Raw genomic sequence first — 19,213 nt, 5'->3', positions numbered from 1 at the left:
CGGCGGGCCGCTGCGGCCCGTCAGGCCCGTACGGCCGCCCGTGGGCGCAGCAGAGCGGCCAGCGCGTCCGCGAACGCCACCGGGTCCAGCGGGTGGGTCACCGCGGACTCGGCGCGGCTCCAGGTGGCGAGCCAGGCGTCCTGCGGGCGGCCGATGAGGAGCAGCACGGGCGGGCAGTCGAACACCTCGTCCTTGATCTGCCGGCAGACGCCCATGCCGCCCGCGGGGGCCGTCTCGCCGTCGAGCACGCACACGTCGACGCGGTGCTCCGCGAGGGTCTTGAGGACGGCCGGCAGTGTCGCGCACTCCAAAAACTCCACCGGCGGCACATCGGTGGCGGGGCGGCGCCCGGCGGCCAGCCGCACCTGCTCGCGGGTGCCCGCGTTATCGCTGTAGACCAGCACCGTGGCAGTGGGCTGCATCGTTCCTCCACGCATCTAGAGAGCACCGTTGTGGGTCGGACCGTTGCGCGGATGCTACTCCGCGAGCGCCGCGCCGGTGGAGGGTTCGGACAGGATCAAGATCGGGCCGATGGGCCGTCAGGGCGGTTGTGCGCAGGGTGCGCAGGAGGTGGCGCAGGGTGTGCTTCCCCCCTTCGGGGGACGTCCGGAATGGGCCGTACGAGCAGGGCATACGCTCTTGACACACCGAACGGCACCCCCCGGAGTGAGCGCAAGATAAGGGACCGACATAATGTCGGTCGTGGCGACAGCAACAGCAGTAGATACCGGGCATGCGCACCCCTCGGTCAACCGGCCGAACCTCACCAGCGTCGGAACCATCATCTGGCTGAGTTCCGAGCTGATGTTCTTCGCGGCCCTCTTCGCGATGTACTTCACCCTGCGATCGGTGACCGGAGCCGACCACTGGAAGGAAATGGCGTCGTCGCTGAACGTACCGTTCTCAGCGACGAACACCACGATCCTGGTGCTCTCCTCTCTCACGTGCCAGCTCGGCGTGTTCGCCGCCGAGCGGGGCGACGTGAAGAAGTTGCGTACGTGGTTCTCCATCACCTTCGTGATGGGTGCGATCTTCATTGGCGGCCAGATCTTCGAGTACACCGACCTGGTGAAGAAGGACGGGCTCTCGCTCTCCTCCGACCCGTACGGCTCGGTGTTCTACCTGACGACCGGCTTCCACGGCCTGCATGTGACGGGCGGACTCATCGCCTTCCTGCTGGTCCTGGGCAGGACGTACGCGGCCAAGAGGTTCACTCATCACCAGGCGACGGCGGCCATCGTCGTGTCCTATTACTGGCACTTCGTCGACGTGGTCTGGATCGGGCTCTTTGCCACGATCTACTTGATCAAGTAATCGGTCCCGCACAGGACCACAGTCCAGAAGCATCGACGCAGAAGATCCTGACACCGGGGTAATCCGTGAAAAAGCTCTCCGCACGACGACGCCATCCGCTGGCGGCGGTCGTCGTCCTACTCTTCGCGCTGGCGGTAACTGGGGGGCTGTACGCCGCGTTCGCGCCGGCGGACAAGGCCAAGGCCGACGACACCGCCCAGTCTCTTGCCATCGAGGAGGGCAAGAAGCTCTACTCCGTCGGCTGCGCAAGCTGCCACGGCACCGGCGGTCAGGGCAGCTCCGACGGCCCGCCCCTGGTGGGCGTGGGCGCCGCCGCCGTGGACTTCCAGGTCAGCACCGGCCGTATGCCGCTGCAGCAGCAGGGCGCGCAGGCGCCCAGCAAGAAGGCGATCTACTCGCAGGCCGAGACCGACCAGCTCGCCGCGTACATCGCCTCGCTCGGCGCGGGCCCCTCGGTTCCGACCAAGGGCCAGTACAACCCGGACGGCTCGGACATCGCCAAGGGCGGGGAGCTCTTCCGTACGAACTGCGCCCAGTGCCACAATTTCACCGGCAAGGGTGGCGCGCTCTCGAACGGCAAGTACGCCCCGTCGCTTGAGGGCGTCGACCCCAAGCACATCTACGAGGCCATGCAGACCGGCCCGCAGAACATGCCTTCCTTCCCCGACACGACGATGCCGGAGAAGAACAAGAAGGACATCATCGCGTACCTCGGCGCGGTCAACAGCGACAAGTCGGAGAGCCCCGGCGGCCTCGAACTGGGCGGGCTCGGCCCGGTCAGCGAGGGTCTGTTCGCGTGGATCTTCGGGCTCGGCGCGCTGATCGCCGTCGCCATCTGGGTCGCCGCCCGGACCGCAAAGGCCAAGAAGTCATGAGTAGCCAAGACATTCCAGAAGAGAACCTGCCGAGTGAGCAGGGCGACACGCACGACGGTGCGGTGGCCCCCCACGCCGATCCGTTCGCCGACCCGGGACTGCCGCCGCACGAGCACCGGGTCCAGGACGTCGACGAGCGGGCCGCCAAGCGCTCCGAGCGCGTGATCGCGTTCCTGTTCCTGCTGTCCATGCTGGCCACGGTCGGCTTCATCGCCTCGTACGTGGCCTTCCCGGTCGACAAGATCATCTATGTCTACCCGATCGGCCACATCAGCGCCCTGAACTTCTCGCTGGGGCTCACCCTCGGCGTGGCGCTGTTCTGCATCGGCGCGGGCGCGGTCCACTGGGCCCGCACCCTGATGTCCGACGTGGAGGTCGCCGACGAGCGCCACGCGATCGCGGCGGAGCCCGAGGTCAAGGCCAAGGTTCTCGCCGACTTCAAGGCGGGCGCCGAGGAGTCGGCCTTCGGCCGCCGCAAGCTGATCCGCAACACCATGTTCGGCGCGCTGGCCCTGGTGCCGCTCTCCGGCGTGATGCTGCTGCGCGACCTCGGCCCGCTGCCGGGCACCAAGCTCCGGCACACCCGCTGGTCCTCGGGGAAGCTGCTGATCAACCAGAACACCAATCAGCCGCTGCGGCCCGAGGACATCTCGGTGGGCTCGCTGACCTTCGCCATGCCGGAAGGGCTGAAGGAGGACGACCACGATTTCCAGAAGGAGATCGCGAAGGCGGCCCTGATGATCGTCCGGATCCAGCCGGAGAACATCAAGGACAAGAAGGAACTGGACTGGTCGGCGGACGGCATCGTCGCCTACTCGAAGATCTGCACCCACGTCGGCTGCCCCATCAGTCTGTACGAGCAGCAGACGCACCACGTGCTCTGCCCGTGCCACCAGTCGACGTTCGACCTCTCCGACGGCGGCCGCGTGATCTTCGGCCCGGCCGGCCACGCCCTGCCGCAGCTGCGGATCAAGGTCAATGACAAGGGCTACCTAGAGGCGTTGGGCGACTTCGCCGAGCCCGTCGGTCCTGCCTTCTGGGAGCGCGGATGAGTACTGAAAGCAGCAAGCGCAAGGCGCCCGCCGGTGAGCGGGTGGCCGACTGGGCGGATGGCCGGCTCGGCATCTACGGCCTGGCCAAGGCCAACATGCGCAAGATCTTCCCGGACCACTGGTCCTTCATGCTGGGCGAGGTCTGCCTCTACAGCTTCATCATCATCATCCTCACGGGTGTGTATCTGACGCTGTTCTTCCACCCGAGCATGCAAGAGGTCACGTACCACGGCTCGTACGTGCCCATGCAGGGCATGCACATGTCCGACGCCTTCCAGTCGACGATGCACATCAGCTTCGATGTGCGCGGCGGTCTGCTGATCCGGCAGATCCACCACTGGGGCGCGCTGATCTTCCTCGCGGCGATGTTCGTGCACATGATGCGCGTCTTCTTCACGGGCGCGTTCCGCAAGCCGCGCGAGATCAACTGGCTCTTCGGCTTCCTGCTGTTCGTGCTGGGCATGTTCACCGGCTTCACCGGCTACTCCCTGCCGGACGACCTGCTCTCCGGCACCGGTGTCCGGTTCATGGAAGGCGCGATCCTGTCCGTGCCGATCGTGGGCACGTACATCTCGATGTTCCTGTTCGGCGGCGAGTTCCCCGGCTCGGACTTCGTGCCGCGGTTCTTCTCGATCCACGTCCTGCTGCTGCCGGGCATCATGCTCGGCCTGCTGGTGGCGCACCTGATCCTGGTCTTCTACCACAAGCACACGCAGTTCCCCGGCCCCGGCCGGACGAACAAGAACGTGGTCGGCATGCCGCTGCTGCCGGTCTACATGGCCAAGGCCGGAGGCTTCTTCTTCCTGGTCTTCGGCGTGATCGCGGCCGTCGCCGCCATCGCGACGATCAACCCGATCTGGGCGATCGGCCCCTACCGGCCGGACCAGGTGTCCACGGGCGCCCAGCCCGACTGGTACATGGGCTTCTCCGAGGGCCTGATCCGAGTGATGCCTGGCTGGGAGATCAACCTCTGGGGCCACACCCTGGTCCTGGGCGTGCTCATCCCGCTGATCATCTTCCCGCTGGTGCTGGCCGCCATCGCGGTGTACCCGTTCATCGAGTCCTGGGTCACCGGGGACAAGCGGGAGCACCACCTGCTGGACCGCCCGCGCAACGCCCCGACGCGCACCGCGTTCGGCGCCGCCTGGATCAGCTGGTACTTCGTGCTGCTCGTCGGCGGTGGAAACGACCTCTGGGCCACCCACTTCCACCTCTCGATCAACGCGATCACCTGGTTCGTCCGCGTCGGTTTCTTCGTGGTGCCGGTGCTGGTCTTCATCGCCACCCGCCGGATCTGCCTCGGGCTCCAGCGCAGCGACCGCGACAAGGTGCTGCACGGGCGCGAGTCCGGCATCATCAAGCGGCTGCCGCACGGTGAGTTCGTCGAGGTCCACGAGCCGCTCTCGCAGGAGCAGCTGCACACCCTCACGGCGCACGACCAGCCCAAGCCGCTGGAGGCCGGTCCCGAGGTCGACGAGAACGGCGTCGAGCGCAAGGTCGGCCGGACCACCAAGCTCCGGGCGAAGCTCTCCAAGGGCTTCTACGGCGAGGGGACCCAGATCCCCAAGCCCACCACCGAGGAGTACGAGGAGATCACGAGCGGCCACGGCCACCACTGATCCCACGCCTTAGCGCGTCATCCGCTGATCGCCACAGCGAGAGCCCCGTCCAGCGCATGGACGGGGCTCTTCGCTGTCCGTACGCCTGGATAGGCTGGCCCCGCGAACCCAGACGACCACCAGGAGCGTGGACCATGAACGTTGCGACCCCGGCAGGCGGCGACAGCGCGACGGCCCGTACCTGGCCGGGCGTACTGGACGCGCTCCTGGAACACCGCGACCTCGGCGCCGACGACACCGCGTGGGCCATGGACCGCATCATGCGCGGCGAGGCGAGCGACGCCCAGATCGCCGGCTTCGCGGTCGCGCTGCGCGCCAAGGGCGAGACCGTCGCCGAGATCTCCGGGCTGGTACGGGCCATGTACGAGCACGCCAACCTCATCGAGGTGCCCGGCCGCACCATCGACATCGTCGGCACCGGCGGCGACGGGGCCAAGACCGTCAACATCTCCACCATGTCCTCGATCGTGGTGGCCGGCACCGGGGCGAAGGTCGTCAAGCACGGCAACCGCGCCGCGTCCTCGGCCAGCGGCGCCTCCGATGTGCTGGAGAAGCTCGGCGTCAACCTGGACCTGCCCCCGCGGCAGGTGGTGCGGGTCGCCGAGGAGGCGGGCATCACCTTCTGCTTCGCGGTGAAGTTCCACCCGTCGCTGCGTCATGTGGCCGCCGCCCGGCGGGAGCTGGGCATCCGGACGACCTTCAACGTGCTGGGCCCGCTGACCAACCCCGCGCGGGTCAAGGCCCAGGCCACCGGGGTCGCCGACGCCCGGATGGCGCCGATCCTCGCCGGCGTGCTCGCCGAGCGCGGCTCCAGCGCGCTGGTCTTCCGCGGCGACGACGGGCTGGACGAGCTGACCACGACCGCGACCTCCCGGGTCTGGATCGTGCGGGACGGAGCGGTCCGCGAGGAGGCGTTCGACCCGCGGGACGTCGGCATCGGCCTGGTGCCGGTCTCGGCGCTGCGGGGCGCGGACGCCTCGTACAACGCGGATGTCGCGCGCCGGCTGCTCGCGGGGGAGACCGGGCCCGTACGGGACGCGGTGCTGCTCAACTCGGCGGCGGCGCTGGTGGCGCTGGAGCCGACACGGGAGCCGCTCACCGCGCAGATCTCGGCCGGGATCGTCCGGGCCGCCGAGGCCATCGACTCGGGCGCGGCGCGCGGCGCGCTGGAGCGCTGGGTCGTGGCGAGCAACGCCTGACGCTCCGCGCGGTGCCCGTCGGGCCGCCGGAGCGCTTCGTGTGACGCAGGGCGCAGTCCACAGTGCGGACCGCGCCTTGCGTATCGAAGATCGTGTGGCAAGATGCTGCACAGGTCATGAGTGACAGCGACACAGGCCCCGGCTCGCTGTCCGGCAACCCTCCGTCCGTGGCGGGGTGCCCCGGGTGAAGACCAGGTCGTGGACAGCAAGGTCCTCGGCAAGCGCGGGCCCCTCGTCCAGGGGTCCTGGTCTTGAGGGAGCAGTCTCGTGAGCACGCGAATGCGATAGGGCCGTCGGCCCCTTTTCTGACATCCCCTGAGGTTTCCTCAGGTCTTCTCAGATCTCTTCATGCCTCCGTACGCGGCGCCAGCCGTGCGTCGAGGCATCCCGCACGCGATCCCCAGCGCGTGCGCACCCGAAGACATTCCGCCTGCACCGCCGGGAGAGTTCAGCATGTCCGCACACGCCACCGCCACCACTGTCGCCGCCGCCACCGCGGCCGTTCCCGAGGCCGTGCCGCCGCTGCCGGTGCTCGGCCGGGACGTCAGCGTTCCGCTGGTCACCGGCGGCGAGGTCACCTACGCGGCGCTCGACTACGCCGCCAGCGCCCCCGCGCTACAGCGGGTCTGGGACGACGTCGCCGCCTACGCCCCCTACTACGGCAGCGTGCACCGCGGCGCGGGCTACCTCTCGCAGCTCTCCACCGACCTCTTCGAGAACAGCCGCGCCGACGTCGCGGACTTCCTCGGCTGCCGCGCGGACGACCAGGTGGTCTTCACGCGCTCCACCACCGACTCGCTCAACCTGCTCGCCGCGGCCCTCCCGCCGGGCACCCGGGTGTTCGTCTTCGAGACCGAGCACCACGCCGCGCTGCTGCCGTGGGAGCGGCGCGCGGCCGGTTCCGATGTCACCGTCACCTACCTCGACGCGCCGCGCACCCCGGCGCAGGCCGTCGAGACGCTGGAGAAGGCGCTGGCCGACCGGGAGCCGTACGGGCCCGCGCTGGTCTGTGTGACGGGCGCGTCCAATGTGACGGGCGAGCTGTGGCCCGTACCGGAGCTGGCGGCGGCCGCCCACGCGCACGGCGCGCGGATCGTGCTCGACGCCGCGCAGCTGGCGCCGCACCACCCGGTGGACGTGGCGGGCTCGGGCGTGGACTGGGTCGCGTTCTCCGGCCACAAGCTGTACGCGCCGTTCGGCTCGGGTGTGCTGGCCGGGCGCCGGGACTGGCTGCTGGCGGCCGAGCCGTACCTCGCGGGCGGCGGCGCGAGCCGCAGGGTCGAGCGGCGCGCGGACGGCGGGGTGGACGTGGAGTGGCACGACACCGAGGCCCGGCACGAGGCCGGCTCGCCCAACGTGATCGGCGTCTACGCCATCGCCGCCGCCTGCAAGGCGCTGACCGAGGCCGGATTCGACACGCTCGTCGAGCGCGAGCAGCGGCTCGTGGCGCGGGTCCGCGAGGGGCTCGCCGAGGTCCCCGAGGTGAAGGTGCTCTCGCTCTTCGGCGACGACGCCCCCCGGGTCGGTGTCATCTCCTTCGTGGTGGAGGGCTGGAACAGCTCGCACTTCGCGGCGGCGCTCTCCGCCGAGTACGGCATCGGCGTCCGCGACGGCCTCTTCTGCGCGCACCCGCTGGTGCGGACGCTGCTGGGGGCGGAGAGCGACGAGGTGGGCGAGTGCGGCGCGCCCGAGGCCGCGCCGGGGGAGCGCTCGCTCAACGCGATCCGCGTCAGCTTCGGCGCGGGCACCCCCGACGAGCACATCGACCGGTTCGTGGGGGCCGTACGCGAGCTGGTCACGTCCGGCGCCAAGTGGGACTACCGCACCGAGGGCGGGCGCTGCGTGCCGGTGTCCGCCTGAGCCCCGCCGCCGGCCGCCTTCGCGAAGCGGCGCCGGGCGCTACGCGTCCAGGCCGATCGCGAAGGCCGCCTCCAGGTCGTGCTGCGAGTACGTGCGGAAGGCGATGTGGGTCTCGGTGGAGGCCACGCCCGGCACCTTGCTGATCCGGCCCGGGATGACGTCCGCGAGGTCGTCGTGGCGGGCGACGCGGACCATCGCGATCAGGTCGTGGGCACCGGTGACCGAATAGACCTCGCTGACGCCTTCAAGGGCGGCGATCTTCTCGGCGATCTCGGGGATCTGGTCCACGCTCGTCTTGATGAGCACGATCGACGTGATCAAAGGCTGGCTCCTCCTCGCGGGTCCGGGGGCCCGTGGCGTCAGCCGCTGATGCCGGGGTCCCCGGGTGGGCGCGCCCCCTCGCTGGGCGGGGCCGCGCCTTTCACTCTAGCCGGACGCCGGTAGCGGACCCACGCGTAGAGGAAGCCGAGCGAGAACCCCACCAGGTGGGCCAGGTAGGCGACGCCCGGCTGGGGATCGGCGGCGCGGGCGGCCAGCCACTGGAGCACGAACCAGAAGATCAGCACGGCCCAGGCGGGGAAGCGCAGCGGCAGGAAGAAGAGGAAAGGAAAGAGACTCGTCACCCGCGCCCGGGGAAAGAGGCAGAGGAACGCGCCGAGCACCCCGGAGATCGCTCCGGACGCCCCGACCAGGGCCTGGGTGGAATCGGCGTGCGCGGTGGCGTAGCCGAGCAGTGCCAGGTAGCCGGTGGCGACGTAGAAGACGGCGAAGTGGAACCGGCCCATACGCTCCTCCGTCATCGCGCCGAAGACGAAGAGGAAGAGCATGTTGCCCAGCAGGTGCAGCCAGTTTCCGTGCACGAACAGGGCGGTGAGCGGAGTGAGCGGCTCCAGCGGCGCACCGCGCCACAGATCGGCGGGCACGATGCCCCAGCGTTCGAAGTAGGCCGTCTGCGCGGCGATCAGGCCGGCGTCCGTGCCGTACGCCCGGTTGAAGCCGGAGGCGGGGCCGATCAGGAAGACCAGGCAGCTCAGGCCGATGAGGGCGTAGGTCACGACGGGGCCCGCCGGGGTGCCGGCCCTGCCGCCCGCCGCCTTCTTGATCATGCCCGGATCATCTCGTACCGGGTGGAACCTGTACGGAGCGCCTCGCCGGGGCGGCGCGGCAGCACCAGGCCGTAGGGTTACGGAAAGCACTCCCGCAGTTCGACGGCGCACCGCGGTCCGCGAGAACAACCCGCGAGAAGACATGAGGACGGACGACACGATGGGCGTTCCCCAGCCGACAGCCGAGACTCGGTGGCGCTGCACGCTGTGCGGCAACCTCACCCGCTTCGACGTGACCCGCTCGACCAAGGCCGTCGACTATGTGCACCTCGACCTCGCCGGAGAGCCGACGGTCGAGGAACACGAGGTCGTCAGTGAGACCATCGAGTCCGTGCGCTGCCGCTGGTGCAACGCGGCCGACCAGATCGAGCTGGTCGGCCGGCCGGGCGCGAGCGCCTGAGAACGGAGCGATGAGCGGTGGCCCAGCACACAGGCGACGAGGGTGCGGCCGGTGACGCCGAAGGCGCCTTCGAGGCGCTCGACCGCCCCCTCCCGGAGGCGGTGCGGCGCCGGGTCGTGGCGCTGGTCGCGGACGCCTTCGGTGGGCTGACCGTCTCCGAACTCCCGCCCCAGCTGCGGCAGTACGCCCGTTTCACGCCCAGTCGCCGGGCCAAGTTCGCGGGCACCGCGATGGCCGCGGCGATCGAGGGCGACGCCGTCTTCCGGCAGCGGATCGCGGCCCGGCTGCGCGAGGCGCAGCCGGAGCTGGCCGAGGCGCTGGACAACGGGGCGCCGCCCGCCGCCGCGGACCCGGTGGACGTGGCCGCGGTCGCCTATGTGATGCGGCCGGTGGGCTGGGCCAAGCTGGTGGCGGCGGCCGGTGAGGAGGCGCAGCGCGCCACCGCCGAGCGGGCGGGCGAGGAGGCCCAGCGCGAGCTGCGGCGGCTGCGCGAGGAGTTGGCCGAGGCGCGCGGGGCGGCCCGTACGGAGGTCGAGCGGGTCCGCCAGGAGCTGGACGCGGCCCGCAAGGAGGCCGACGGCCATCAGCGCAAGCTGCGCAGCGCGGTGAGCGATGTACGGCGCGGCGAGGCGGCGGTGCGCAAGGCCGAGGCGGCGCTGGAGGCGCTGCGGGCGTCGGCGGCGGCCGAGAAGACGGCGGCCGACAGTGAGGCGCGGCGGCTCAAGGCGCGGCTCGCCGAGGCCGAGTCGGCGCTGGAGTCGAGCCGGCGGTCGGCCCGCGAGGGGCGCAGCGTCGAGGACATGCGGCTGCGGCTGCTGCTGGACACGGTGCTGGACGCCGCGCAGGGGCTGCGGCGCGAGCTGGCGCTGCCGCCCGCGTCCGTGCACCCGGCGGACACGGTGGAGGCCGTGGAGCCGGGGAAGATGACGCCGAAGGACATCGCGACGCGCGCGCTCTCCGAGATGGACCCGGCGCTGCTCGACCAGTTGCTCGCGCTGCCCCAGGCGCATCTGGTGGTGGACGGCTACAACGTCACCAAGACCGGCTATCCGACGATGCCGCTGGACAAGCAGCGGCTGCGGCTGCTGGGCGGGCTGGCGGTGCTGGCGGCGCAGACGGGCGCGGAGATGACCTGTGTCTTCGACGGCGCCGAACTGGTCGCCCCGGTGCTGCTCGCGCCGCCGCGCGGGGTGCGGGTGCTGTTCAGCAAGCCGGGCGTGACCGCGGACGAGCTGATCCGGCAGCTCGTACGGGCCGAACCGGCGGGCCGGCCGGTCGTGGTGGTCTCCACCGACCGCGAGGTGGCCGACGGCGTGGCGAAGGCCGGGGCCCGGCCGGTGGCATCGGCCTTGCTGCTCAAGCGACTTGCGCGCACCTGATCGCTTCGATCCGAACAGTCGTCTGACTTACGGTGCCTGAGCGTCAGTTCATCACTACTGTGTGTGCGTTGTTGGTAAAGGATGTGCTCAGGGGGCGGATTTTGCCCATGAGGATTTGAACGGATCACAAGAAGATCACTAGGGTCGGGGCCTCGAACCTTCGCGCGGTCGATCATCCATTCGGGATGACGGTGAAGGTCCCGCCGAGTCCGTGCAGTTCACGCGGAGCCGGGGTGTTTCCCACCAGGTCCGGTAGGCGGTTGGAGGATGAAGGAGCTCGACTTCGTGGCATCCCACCGTCGACCCAAGCGAGCCAGCCGTACGCGGGTGACCGTGATCACCGCGACCGCCGCCGCAGCCGTCGCTCTCACGTCCCAGGCCGCGAACGCGGCCCCGAAGCCGGACAAGAAGGAAGTCAAGACGAAGGTCGACGCTCTCTACCATGAGGCGGAGCAGGCCACTGAGAAGTTCAACGGGGCCAAGGAGAAGCAGGACAAGCTGGAGAAGCAGGTCAGCGCCCAGCAGGACAAGGTCGCGCGCGGCCAGGAGGAGCTGAACAAGCTCCGCGGCAGCCTCGGTGCGATGGCCACGGCGCAGTACCGCTCCGGCGGCATCGACCCCGCCGTGCAGCTGCTGCTCTCCTCGGACCCGGACACCTATCTCGACAAGGCGTCCACTCTCGACCAGCTCTCCACCAAGCAGGCCGACGCGCTCAAGCAGATCCGCGACAAGCAGCGGACGCTCAAGCAGGAGCGCGCGGAGGCGTCCGGCAAGCTCGCCGACCTCGCGGACACCCGCAAGGCGCTGGAAGAGAAGAAGCAGGAAGTCCAGGGCAAGCTGTCCGACGCCCAGAAGCTCCTCAACACCCTGACCGCCAAGGAGAAGGCGGAACTGCAGAAGCAGGAGAACGCGAGCTCCTCCTCCGACTCGCACGCCGACCGCTCCGGCTCCGGCTCCGGCAGCCATGCCGACCTCGGCCACGACGTCCCCGACTCGCAGCGCGCCGCCGCCGCACTGGCCGCCGCGAAGACCAAGATCGGCCTCCCGTACGGGTGGGGCCAGGCCGGCCCCAGCTCCTTCGACTGCTCCGGGCTGGTCCAATGGGCGTATGCGCAGGCCGGCGTCACCCTCGACCGCACGTCCCAGGCCCAGGCCAATGACGGCCCGCACCTGACGCAGAGTCAGCTCAAGCCGGGCGACCTGGTGCTGTTCAACAGCGACCTGAGCCACATCGGGCTGTACGCGGGCAACGGCCAGGTGCTGCACGCCCCCTACACCGGCGTCAACATACGCTTCGAGCCGATGAGCAACATGTCCTTCCAGTTCGGCGTCCGCGTCGGCTGAAACTCCCTGCCGCAACGCCCGTTCGGGTGAATCGCGGCCGGGGCCGCTGACTGAGCACCCCGCCGGTGACCTGCGTCCCCGGCGGGGTGTCGCGTTCGCCCCACGGCGCGTTCCGTGGACCCCGGGTGGACCGGCTCCACGAGCAGGCCGAGCGGGCCATCGGCGGTTCAACGCGGCGGGAGGCGTGGTGAAGGCCGGGGTCTGGCTGGTGGCATCGGTTTTGCCGCTCAAGCGACTTGCGTGCGCCTGTCTGGTTTCATCCGAACGGTCGCCTCATTGACGATGCCTGAGTGTCAGATAATCATCACCATGCGTGTTCTGTTGGTAAAAGATGTACTCAGGGGGCAGATTTTGCCTATGAGGATTTGAACGGATCACAAGAAGGTCACTAGGGTCGGGCCTCGAACCTTCGCGCGGTCGATCATCCATCCGGGATGACGGTGAAGGTCCCGCCGAGTCCGTGGAGTTCACACGGAGCCGGGGTGATCAGGATCCCCCCACCAGGCCCGGTAGGCGGCTGGAGGATGAAGGAGCTCGCCTTCGTGGCGTCCCACCGTCGACCCAAGCAAGCGAGCCGCACGCGGGTGACCGTACTCACCGTGACCGCCGCCGCAGCCGTCGCTCTCACGTCCCAGGCCGCACACGCCGACCCCAAGCCGGAGAAGAAGGAAGTCAAGGCGAAGGTCGACGCTCTCTATGAGAAGGCGGAAGAGGCCACTGAGAAGTTCAACGGGGCCAAGGAGAAGCAGGACAAGCTGGAGAAGCAGGTCAGCGCCCAGCAGGACAAGGTCGCGCGGGGCCAGGAGGAGCTGAACAAGCTCCGCGGCAGCCTCGGTGCGATGGCCACGGCGCAGTACCGCTCCGGTGGCATCGACCCCGCCGTGCAGCTGCTGCTCTCCTCGGACCCGGACACTTATCTCGACAAGGCGTCCACTCTCGACCAGCTCTCCACCAAGCAGGCCGACGCGCTCAAGCAGATCCGCGACAAGCAGCGGACGCTGAAGCAGGAGCGCGAGGAGGCGGCCGGGAAGCTCGCCGACCTCGCGGACACCCGCAAGGTGCTGGAGAGTAAGAAGAAGGAGGTCCAGGGCAAGCTGTCCGACGCCCAGAAGCTCCTCAACACCCTGACCGCCAAGGAGAAGGCGGAGCTGGAGAAGCAGGAGAACGCGGGCTCCTCCTCCGACTCGCATGCCGACCGCTCCGGCTCCGGCAGCCATGCCGACCTCGGTCACGACGTCCCCGAGTCGGGGCGTGCCGCCGCCGCGCTGGCCGCCGCGAAGACCAAGATCGGCACCCCCTACGTGTGGGGCGCCACGGGTCCCAACTCGTTCGACTGCTCCGGGCTGACCGGCTGGGCGTACGCGCAGGCCAGCGTCCACCTCGACCGCACGTCCCAGGCCCAGGCCAGCGACGGTCAGCGCCTGACGCGGAGTCAGCTCAAGCCGGGCGACCTGGTGCTGTTCAACTCCGAGCTGACCCACATCGGGCTGTACGCGGGTAACGGCCAGGTGCTGCACGCCCCCCACACCGGCGCCAACGTGCGCTATGAGTCGATGGACAACATGTCCTTCCAGTTCGGCGTCCGCGTCGGCTGAAACTCCCCGCCACGCCGCCCGTTCGGGCGAATCGCGGCAACATCCGCTGACTGAGCGCCCCGCCGGTGACCTGCGTCTCCGGTGGGGCGTCGCGTTTGGCTCTCGGCGCGGTCCGTGGACCCGGGGTGATCGCGCGGCTACTGTCTGGCGCGCGGTTCTCCGGCATGTCGTACGCCCGTCCCCGGGCGGCAGGGGCCGCACACAGCGGAAGGGAGTGCGGCTTCCAGTGGCGTCCCATCGCCGACCCAGGCAGTCCGGGCTCACCCAGGCCACCATCGTCTCCGTGGCCGTGGCCACCGCCGCGGCCGCGCTGACGGCGACCCCGGCCGGCGCCGAGCCGGGAGAGCACCACGCGAGCACCAAGACCGTCAAGGCCCGTGTGGACCGGCTCTACGAGCAGGCCGAGCGGGCCACCGAGCGGTTCAACGCGGCGGGGGAGCGCAGCGGAAGGCTGCGCGACGAGGTGGCGCGCATCCAGGACCACGCGGCGCGCGGCCAGGAGCGCGTCAACCGGATGCGCACGGCGCTCGGCGCCATCGCCGGCGCCCAGTACCGCTCCGGCGGCATCGACCCCGCCGTGCAGCTGCTGCTCTCCTCCGACCCGGACGGCTACCTCGACAAGGCGGCCACCCTCGACCGCCTCTCGGGCCGCCAGGCCGGACAACTGCGCTCGCTCCAGGGGGCCCAGCGCGCCCTGGGACAGGAACGCGTCGAGGCGTCCCGGCTCCTGGCCGACCTGGAGGACAGCCGCGCGGCGGTCCGGGAGCACAAGCGGGACGTCGAGCGGAAGCTCGCCACCGCGCGCAAGCTGCTCAACTCGCTGTCCGACGCCCAGCGCCAGGCGTACGACCGGGCCTCGCGCTCCGGCGACCGCCCCACCTCGCTGCCGGACATCGCGGGCGGCGCCGCCGCGTCCGGGCGGGCCGCTGCCGCCGTCGCGGCCGTACGGGGCGCGATGGGGTCCCCGTACGTGTGGGGCGCGTCGGGCCCCGGCTCCTTCGACTGCTCGGGGCTGATGCAGTGGGCGTACGGGCGCGCCGGGGTGTCGCTGCCGCGCACCTCGCAGGCGCAGCGCAACGCCGGGCAGCACGTATCGGTGGGCCAGGCGCGCCCCGGCGACCTCGTCGTGTACCGCGACGACGCCAGCCACGTGGGGATGTACGTCGGCAACGGGCAGGTGGTGCACGCCCCTTACCCGGGGGCGTCGGTCCGCTCCGATCCGGTCGGCATGATGCCCATCTCCTCGGTGACCCGGCCGTAGGACCTGTCGTCGAACCCCCGTCATTCGACCGGAGGGCGGGCGTCCGACGGCAGGGCCTGGGCCCGCGCCGCCCGTACGATCGGGGCGTGGCAGCTCAGAGGCGGCAGGTCGGGCGGCGGACGGTGCTCAGTGCGGCGGTGGCGGTGCTCGCCCTGCCGGGGCTCGGCGGATGCGGCTCCGCCGAGGACCCGGACACCAGCGCGAAGGGCGTCCAGCAGATGCTGGACCGGCGGGCCGCGGCGGTGCGGGAGCGGGACGAGACCACCTATCTGGCCACCGTCGACCGGGACGCCACGGCCCTGCGGGCGCGGCAGCGGAAGGTGTTCGGCAACCTCTCCCAAGTGCCGCTGGCCTCCTGGGAGTACCGGGTGCGCGGCACGGGCGGCTTCGCCCCGGCGGCGGGCGGCGGCAGGCGCCTCGCCGTACGGGCCGACCTCCGCTACCGGCTCGCCGGGTACGACACCGCGCCCGTCACCGTCGAGCGGAAGCTGACGCTGGCCGAGCGCGGCGGCCGGTGGTACGTGGCCGCGGAGGTGGGCGGCGGCAGCCAGCTCTGGGACCAGGGACCGGTCACCGTCGTACGGGGCGCGCACAGCCTCGTGATGGGCGTCGGCCAGGACCGCGCCAGGCTGCGGGCGCTCGCGGACGACGCCGACCGGGCCGTACCCGCCGTGGACGCCGCCTGGCGGGGCGCGTGGGCGCACCGGGTGGTGGTCGAACTGCCCGCCTCGCTGGAGCGGATGGCCGGCCTGCTCAGCGAGCCCCCGGCGTCCTACAGCGGCATCGCGGCCGTCACCACCGGCGAGATCGGCGGCGCGGGCGCGGCGCCCGCCGACCGGGTGATCGTCAACCCCGAGGCGTACGGCAGCCTCGGCACCCTCGGCCGCCAGGTGGTGCTCACCCACGAGACGACCCATGTGGCCACCCGCCCGTACACCTCGTCGGCCACGCCGCTGTGGCTGTCCGAGGGCTTCGCGGACTGGGCCGGCTACCGTGCCACCGGCCGTACGGCCCGCGAGGCGGCCCCCGAGCTGGCCCGCGCCGTGTCGCGCGGCGAACTGCCCGCGAAGCTGCCGGCCGACTCCGACTTCGGCTTCGCGGGCGAGGCCCAGCGGCTGGCCCGGGCGTACGAGGAGGGCTGGCTCGCCTGCCGCCTGATCGCCGACAAGTGGGGCGACGCGAAACTCGTCGAGCTGTACCGCGCGGTGGGCGCCGGCCGGCAGCGGGCGGGGGCGGTGGAGGCGGCGCTCCACGACGTACTGGGCCTGGACACCAAGGAGTTCACCGCGCGCTGGCGCACGTACATGAAGGCCGAACTGGGCTGAGAGGGCGCGTCAGGGAGCCAGCGCCGCGGGTACCCGCTCCTCCGGGCGGCAGGCCGTCGCCGCCGTGCGCGGCTCGGTGACCGTCTCCCGCCACACCCGGACGCAGGCGATCAACGTCGCGGCCACCAGCAGGCCGTCGCGCAGCGCCAGCGGCACGACGCCCTGCCATTCGCTGCGCGCGACGTGCGAGAACCAGACGGGGAATTCCAGCTGGGTCAGCGGGGCCGCGATCAGCACCAGGAGGGCGGGCAGCCGCTGCCGGGTCGTCCGGATGGTCAGGCAGACGGCGGCCAGCCCGATCAGCCACACCAGGTACTGCGGGCTGATGACCCGGCTGGTGGTGGTGAAGAGCAGCACGGCCGCGAAGGCCGCGTCGAACGGCGTGCGCACCGCGAACCGCCGCGCCCGCAGCCGCCACAGCAGCAGCCCGCAGAAGGCGAACACGGTCAGCGCCAGCGCGATCCGGCTGACCAGCGACACGTACGGGCCGACGAACTCCACCGAACCGTAGGTGTACCGCACATGCCCGCCCCACCCGAGATGGCGCGCCGCGTGGAAGACGAGGGCGCCCAGCGACTCGACCTCGGTGCCCCGGTCGCGCTGGAAGGTCAGGAAGGAGAGCGCGCCGGGCATCGCCGACGCGGCGAGCAGGGTGAGGACCACTACGGTCAGCACGGCCGCGCCCCAGGTCGCGCGGGTGCGGGGGCCGCGCGGAACGCCGATGAGCAGCAGCACCGGCCAGACCTTCAGCAGCGCGCCGAAGCCGGCGAGCGCGCCCGCGGTGCGCGGCCGGCGCGCGGCGACGAGCAGGGCGGCCACGGCGACCGCCGTCACCATCAGGTCGTAGCGCGCGTACACGATCGGGCCGAGCAGCGGCAGCCCGGCGACCCACAGCCAGACCCCCGCCCCGCTGCGGCCCGCGCGCCGCCCGGTGCGCAGGAGGGCCGCGCAGACGGCCGCGTCCGCCAGGCAGGACAGCGCGAAGAACGCCGGGGCGTAGTCGAGGAACGGCAGCAGGCCGGGGGAGAGCACGGCCAGCGCGGCGGCCGGCGGGTACTGCCAGGTCACGTCGGTCAGTGGGAAGGTGCCGGAGCGCAGGACGTCGTACCAGCCCTGGTAGATGACCTGGACGTCGAAGGTGACGTCCGAGCCGGGCAGCGTCCACACCGTGAACAGGCCCAGCAGCAGCACGGTCCGGGTGAGGAGCCACACCGTGATGGGCCCTGCCGCCGCGGTGCCACCGACGCCCGACATCTTCAACTTCATACCATTCCTCCGCATTCGGCCAGAAAGGCATGATGCCGCTCGGAGCGGCCCGGGGCGCCGACGTGGCGGGGCGCGGCGCGGCTGCCGCCCGATCGCACCCGGTACTGTCACAGGCGATGGACAAGACCTTGATCGTCACCAACGACTTTCCGCCGCGCCCCGGCGGTATCCAGGCGTTTCTGCACAACATGGCGCTCCGCCTCGACCCCGAGCGGGTCGTCGTCTACGCCTCCACCTGGAAGCGCGGCCAGGAGGGCGCCGAGGCCACCGCGCGCTTCGACGCCGAGCAGCCGTTCCGGGTGGTGCGGGACCGCACCACCATGCTGCTGCCCACCCCGGGGGCGACCCGGCGGGCGAGCGAGCTGCTGCGCGAACACGGCTGTACGTCCGTGTGGTTCGGGGCCGCGGCCCCGCTCGGCCTGATGGCCCCCGCGCTGCGCGCGGCGGGCGCCCGGAAACTGGTGGCCACCACCCACGGCCACGAGGCGGGCTGGGCACAGCTGCCCGCGTCCCGGCAACTGCTGCGGCGCATCGGCGAGGGCACGGACACGATCACCTATCTGGGTGAGTACACGCGCTCGCGGATCGCCCCCGCGCTGACCGCCGCGGCCGCCTCCCGCATGGTCCAACTGCCGCCCGGCGTGGACGAGAAGACCTTCCACCCCGGCTCCGGCGGCGACGAGGTACGGGCCCGGCTGGGCCTCACGGACCGCCCCGTCGTCGTCTGCGTCTCCCGGCTCGTGCCGCGCAAGGGCCAGGACACCCTGATCCAGGCCATGCCGCGGATCCTGGCCGCCGTGCCGGACGCGGTCCTGCTGATCGTCGGCGACGGCCCGTACGCCAAGGAGCTGCGCAGGCTGGCCGCCGACACCGGCGTCGCCGACGCGGTCCGCTTCACCGGCCCGGTCCCCTGGGCCGCCCTGCCCGCGCACCACGGCGCGGGCGACGTCTTCGCGATGCCCTGCCGTACGCGCCGGGGCGGGCTCGACGTCGAGGGGCTCGGCATCGTCTACCTGGAGGCGTCCGCGACCGGCCTGCCGGTCGTCGCCGGCGACTCCGGCGGGGCGCCGGACGCCGTACTCGACGGCGAGACGGGCTACGTGGTCCGCGGCGGCTCTCCCACCAGCGCGGCGGACCGCATCATCACTCTCCTGCGCGACCCGGCCCTCCGCCGGCGCATGGGCGAGCGCGGCCGGACCTGGGTAGAGGAACGCTGGCGCTGGGACCTCCTGGCAGACCGCCTCAAGTCCCTCCTCTGACCCTGCCCTCCACAGCCGGACGACACCGGAGTCGCCGAACGGATCGCAACCAGCCTGTCGAGCGCTGGGGGGCGACAAGCCCTGGCCCGGCGCCTGACGACGCCGAACCGTCCCGTCGGGCGCTTGAGGACGACACCCTGGCCCCGTCTGGTGCTTAGGGACGACAACCCGGCCCGTCTGGCGTCTGATGACGGCGAACCGGCCGGTCTGGCGCTTGGGAGCGGCGAACCGGGCGGTCCGGTCCTTGGGGGCGACAGCCCAGCCTGTCGGGCGCTTGAAGATGCGAATCAGCCCGTCGGGCGCTTGAGGACGACAAGCCAACTGGTCCGACGCTTGAGGACGGATCGCCCGTCCGGCAC

The 19,213-nt window shown here is 71.2% G+C and carries 17 protein-coding genes and 1 riboswitch; of the genes, 13 read left to right on the top strand and 4 right to left on the bottom strand.

What is annotated here, in order from left to right; translation table 11 throughout:
* Window positions 1–20 precede the first annotated feature (20 nt).
* Window positions 21–422, bottom strand: coding sequence for a hypothetical protein (locus AC07AB_RS07665; protein ID WP_478561704.1), 402 nt, complete (start codon window positions 420–422; stop codon window positions 21–23).
* 271 nt (window positions 423–693) lie between these two features.
* On the opposite strand from AC07AB_RS07665, the gene ctaE reads away from it, so the two are divergent.
* From ctaE to AC07AB_RS07635, 6 genes are all read left to right on the top strand, one after another.
* Window positions 694–1,314 (top strand): aa3-type cytochrome oxidase subunit III, encoded by a 621-nt coding sequence (gene ctaE / locus AC07AB_RS07660; protein WP_030883750.1) that lies wholly within the window; start codon window positions 694–696, stop codon window positions 1,312–1,314.
* Between the two features lie 65 nt (window positions 1,315–1,379).
* A complete protein-coding gene (gene qcrC / locus AC07AB_RS07655) occupies window positions 1,380–2,189 on the top strand; it encodes a cytochrome bc1 complex diheme cytochrome c subunit (RefSeq protein ID WP_478561701.1) in 810 nt (269 codons plus the stop codon).
* Window positions 2,186–3,241 carry a cytochrome bc1 complex Rieske iron-sulfur subunit gene (gene qcrA, locus AC07AB_RS07650; RefSeq protein ID WP_478561699.1) on the top strand — a complete coding sequence of 352 codons (1,056 nt, stop codon included), beginning with the start codon at window positions 2,186–2,188 and terminating at the stop codon, window positions 3,239–3,241. The genes qcrC and qcrA overlap by 4 nt, the downstream gene beginning before the upstream one ends.
* On the top strand, window positions 3,238–4,860 hold the full coding sequence (gene qcrB, locus AC07AB_RS07645; protein ID WP_478561696.1) for a cytochrome bc1 complex cytochrome b subunit: 1,623 nt from the start codon (window positions 3,238–3,240) through the stop codon (window positions 4,858–4,860). Before qcrA ends, qcrB begins: the two co-directional genes overlap by 4 nt.
* 134 nt (window positions 4,861–4,994) lie before the next feature.
* Complete coding sequence (trpD, locus tag AC07AB_RS07640) at window positions 4,995–6,059, top strand: anthranilate phosphoribosyltransferase (protein WP_478561693.1); 1,065 nt, start codon at window positions 4,995–4,997, stop codon at window positions 6,057–6,059.
* A 112-nt stretch (window positions 6,060–6,171) separates the two neighbouring features.
* Window positions 6,172–6,289: riboswitch (SAM riboswitch) on the top strand.
* Between the two features lie 223 nt (window positions 6,290–6,512).
* On the top strand, window positions 6,513–7,919 hold the full coding sequence (locus tag AC07AB_RS07635; protein WP_478561690.1) for an aminotransferase class V-fold PLP-dependent enzyme: 1,407 nt from the start codon (window positions 6,513–6,515) through the stop codon (window positions 7,917–7,919).
* A 39-nt stretch (window positions 7,920–7,958) separates the two neighbouring features.
* Here AC07AB_RS07635 and AC07AB_RS07630 read toward each other — a convergent pair whose 3' ends face one another.
* Window positions 7,959–8,240: an Lrp/AsnC ligand binding domain-containing protein gene (locus tag AC07AB_RS07630; protein ID WP_363230699.1), complete on the bottom strand. Its 282-nt coding sequence runs from the start codon at window positions 8,238–8,240 to the stop codon at window positions 7,959–7,961.
* A gap of 38 nt (window positions 8,241–8,278) precedes the next feature.
* A complete protein-coding gene (locus AC07AB_RS07625; RefSeq protein WP_478561687.1) occupies window positions 8,279–9,025 on the bottom strand; it encodes a rhomboid family intramembrane serine protease in 747 nt (248 codons plus the stop codon).
* Window positions 9,026–9,185: 160 nt separating this feature from the next.
* On the opposite strand from AC07AB_RS07625, the gene AC07AB_RS07620 reads away from it, so the two are divergent.
* From AC07AB_RS07620 to AC07AB_RS07595, 6 genes are all read left to right on the top strand, one after another.
* On the top strand, window positions 9,186–9,425 hold the full coding sequence (locus tag AC07AB_RS07620; RefSeq protein WP_478562611.1) for a hypothetical protein: 240 nt from the start codon (window positions 9,186–9,188) through the stop codon (window positions 9,423–9,425).
* 17 nt (window positions 9,426–9,442) lie between these two features.
* Window positions 9,443–10,804 carry an NYN domain-containing protein gene (locus AC07AB_RS07615; RefSeq protein WP_478561684.1) on the top strand — a complete coding sequence of 454 codons (1,362 nt, stop codon included), beginning with the start codon at window positions 9,443–9,445 and terminating at the stop codon, window positions 10,802–10,804.
* Window positions 10,805–11,089: 285 nt separating this feature from the next.
* On the top strand, window positions 11,090–12,148 hold the full coding sequence (locus AC07AB_RS07610) for a C40 family peptidase (protein WP_478561681.1): 1,059 nt from the start codon (window positions 11,090–11,092) through the stop codon (window positions 12,146–12,148).
* A gap of 542 nt (window positions 12,149–12,690) precedes the next feature.
* A complete protein-coding gene (locus AC07AB_RS07605) occupies window positions 12,691–13,743 on the top strand; it encodes a C40 family peptidase (protein ID WP_478561678.1) in 1,053 nt (350 codons plus the stop codon).
* Between the two features lie 226 nt (window positions 13,744–13,969).
* The gene (locus AC07AB_RS07600) at window positions 13,970–15,004 is read left to right on the top strand and encodes a C40 family peptidase (RefSeq protein ID WP_478561675.1); all 1,035 of its coding nucleotides are present in this window, start codon (window positions 13,970–13,972) and stop codon (window positions 15,002–15,004) included.
* Between the two features lie 86 nt (window positions 15,005–15,090).
* Window positions 15,091–16,329 carry a gluzincin family metallopeptidase gene (locus AC07AB_RS07595; RefSeq protein WP_478561672.1) on the top strand — a complete coding sequence of 413 codons (1,239 nt, stop codon included), beginning with the start codon at window positions 15,091–15,093 and terminating at the stop codon, window positions 16,327–16,329.
* Window positions 16,330–16,338: 9 nt separating this feature from the next.
* Here AC07AB_RS07595 and AC07AB_RS07590 read toward each other — a convergent pair whose 3' ends face one another.
* Complete coding sequence (locus AC07AB_RS07590; RefSeq protein WP_478561669.1) at window positions 16,339–17,595, bottom strand: glycosyltransferase 87 family protein; 1,257 nt, start codon at window positions 17,593–17,595, stop codon at window positions 16,339–16,341.
* A 116-nt stretch (window positions 17,596–17,711) separates the two neighbouring features.
* On the opposite strand from AC07AB_RS07590, the gene AC07AB_RS07585 reads away from it, so the two are divergent.
* Entirely contained in the window at window positions 17,712–18,854 is a 1,143-nt protein-coding gene (locus tag AC07AB_RS07585; RefSeq protein ID WP_478561666.1) for a glycosyltransferase family 4 protein, read from the top strand.
* Window positions 18,855–19,213 lie beyond the last annotated feature (359 nt).

It is taken from the genome of Streptomyces sp. NPDC044033 (assembly GCF_056434425.1).
The sequence above is the reverse complement of the archived record's forward strand: the minus strand, read 5'-3'. Positions and strand labels throughout refer to the sequence as shown.

Bases quoted from the DNA above. Each gene is read 5' to 3' on its own strand.
- AC07AB_RS07625 (WP_478561687.1), bottom strand. From the start codon at position 9,025: ATGATCAAGAAGGCGGCGGGCGGCAGGGCCGGCACCCCGGCGGGCCCC.
- qcrB (WP_478561696.1), top strand. From the start codon at position 3,238: ATGAGTACTGAAAGCAGCAAGCGCAAGGCGCCCGCCGGTGAGCGGGTG.
- AC07AB_RS07665 (WP_478561704.1), bottom strand. From the start codon at position 422: ATGCAGCCCACTGCCACGGTGCTGGTCTACAGCGATAACGCGGGCACC.
- AC07AB_RS07635 (WP_478561690.1), top strand. From the start codon at position 6,513: ATGTCCGCACACGCCACCGCCACCACTGTCGCCGCCGCCACCGCGGCC.
- AC07AB_RS07620 (WP_478562611.1), top strand. From the start codon at position 9,186: ATGGGCGTTCCCCAGCCGACAGCCGAGACTCGGTGGCGCTGCACGCTG.
- trpD (WP_478561693.1), top strand. From the start codon at position 4,995: ATGAACGTTGCGACCCCGGCAGGCGGCGACAGCGCGACGGCCCGTACC.
- AC07AB_RS07585 (WP_478561666.1), top strand. From the start codon at position 17,712: ATGGACAAGACCTTGATCGTCACCAACGACTTTCCGCCGCGCCCCGGC.
- AC07AB_RS07590 (WP_478561669.1), bottom strand. From the start codon at position 17,595: ATGAAGTTGAAGATGTCGGGCGTCGGTGGCACCGCGGCGGCAGGGCCC.
- qcrA (WP_478561699.1), top strand. From the start codon at position 2,186: ATGAGTAGCCAAGACATTCCAGAAGAGAACCTGCCGAGTGAGCAGGGC.
- ctaE (WP_030883750.1), top strand. From the start codon at position 694: ATGTCGGTCGTGGCGACAGCAACAGCAGTAGATACCGGGCATGCGCAC.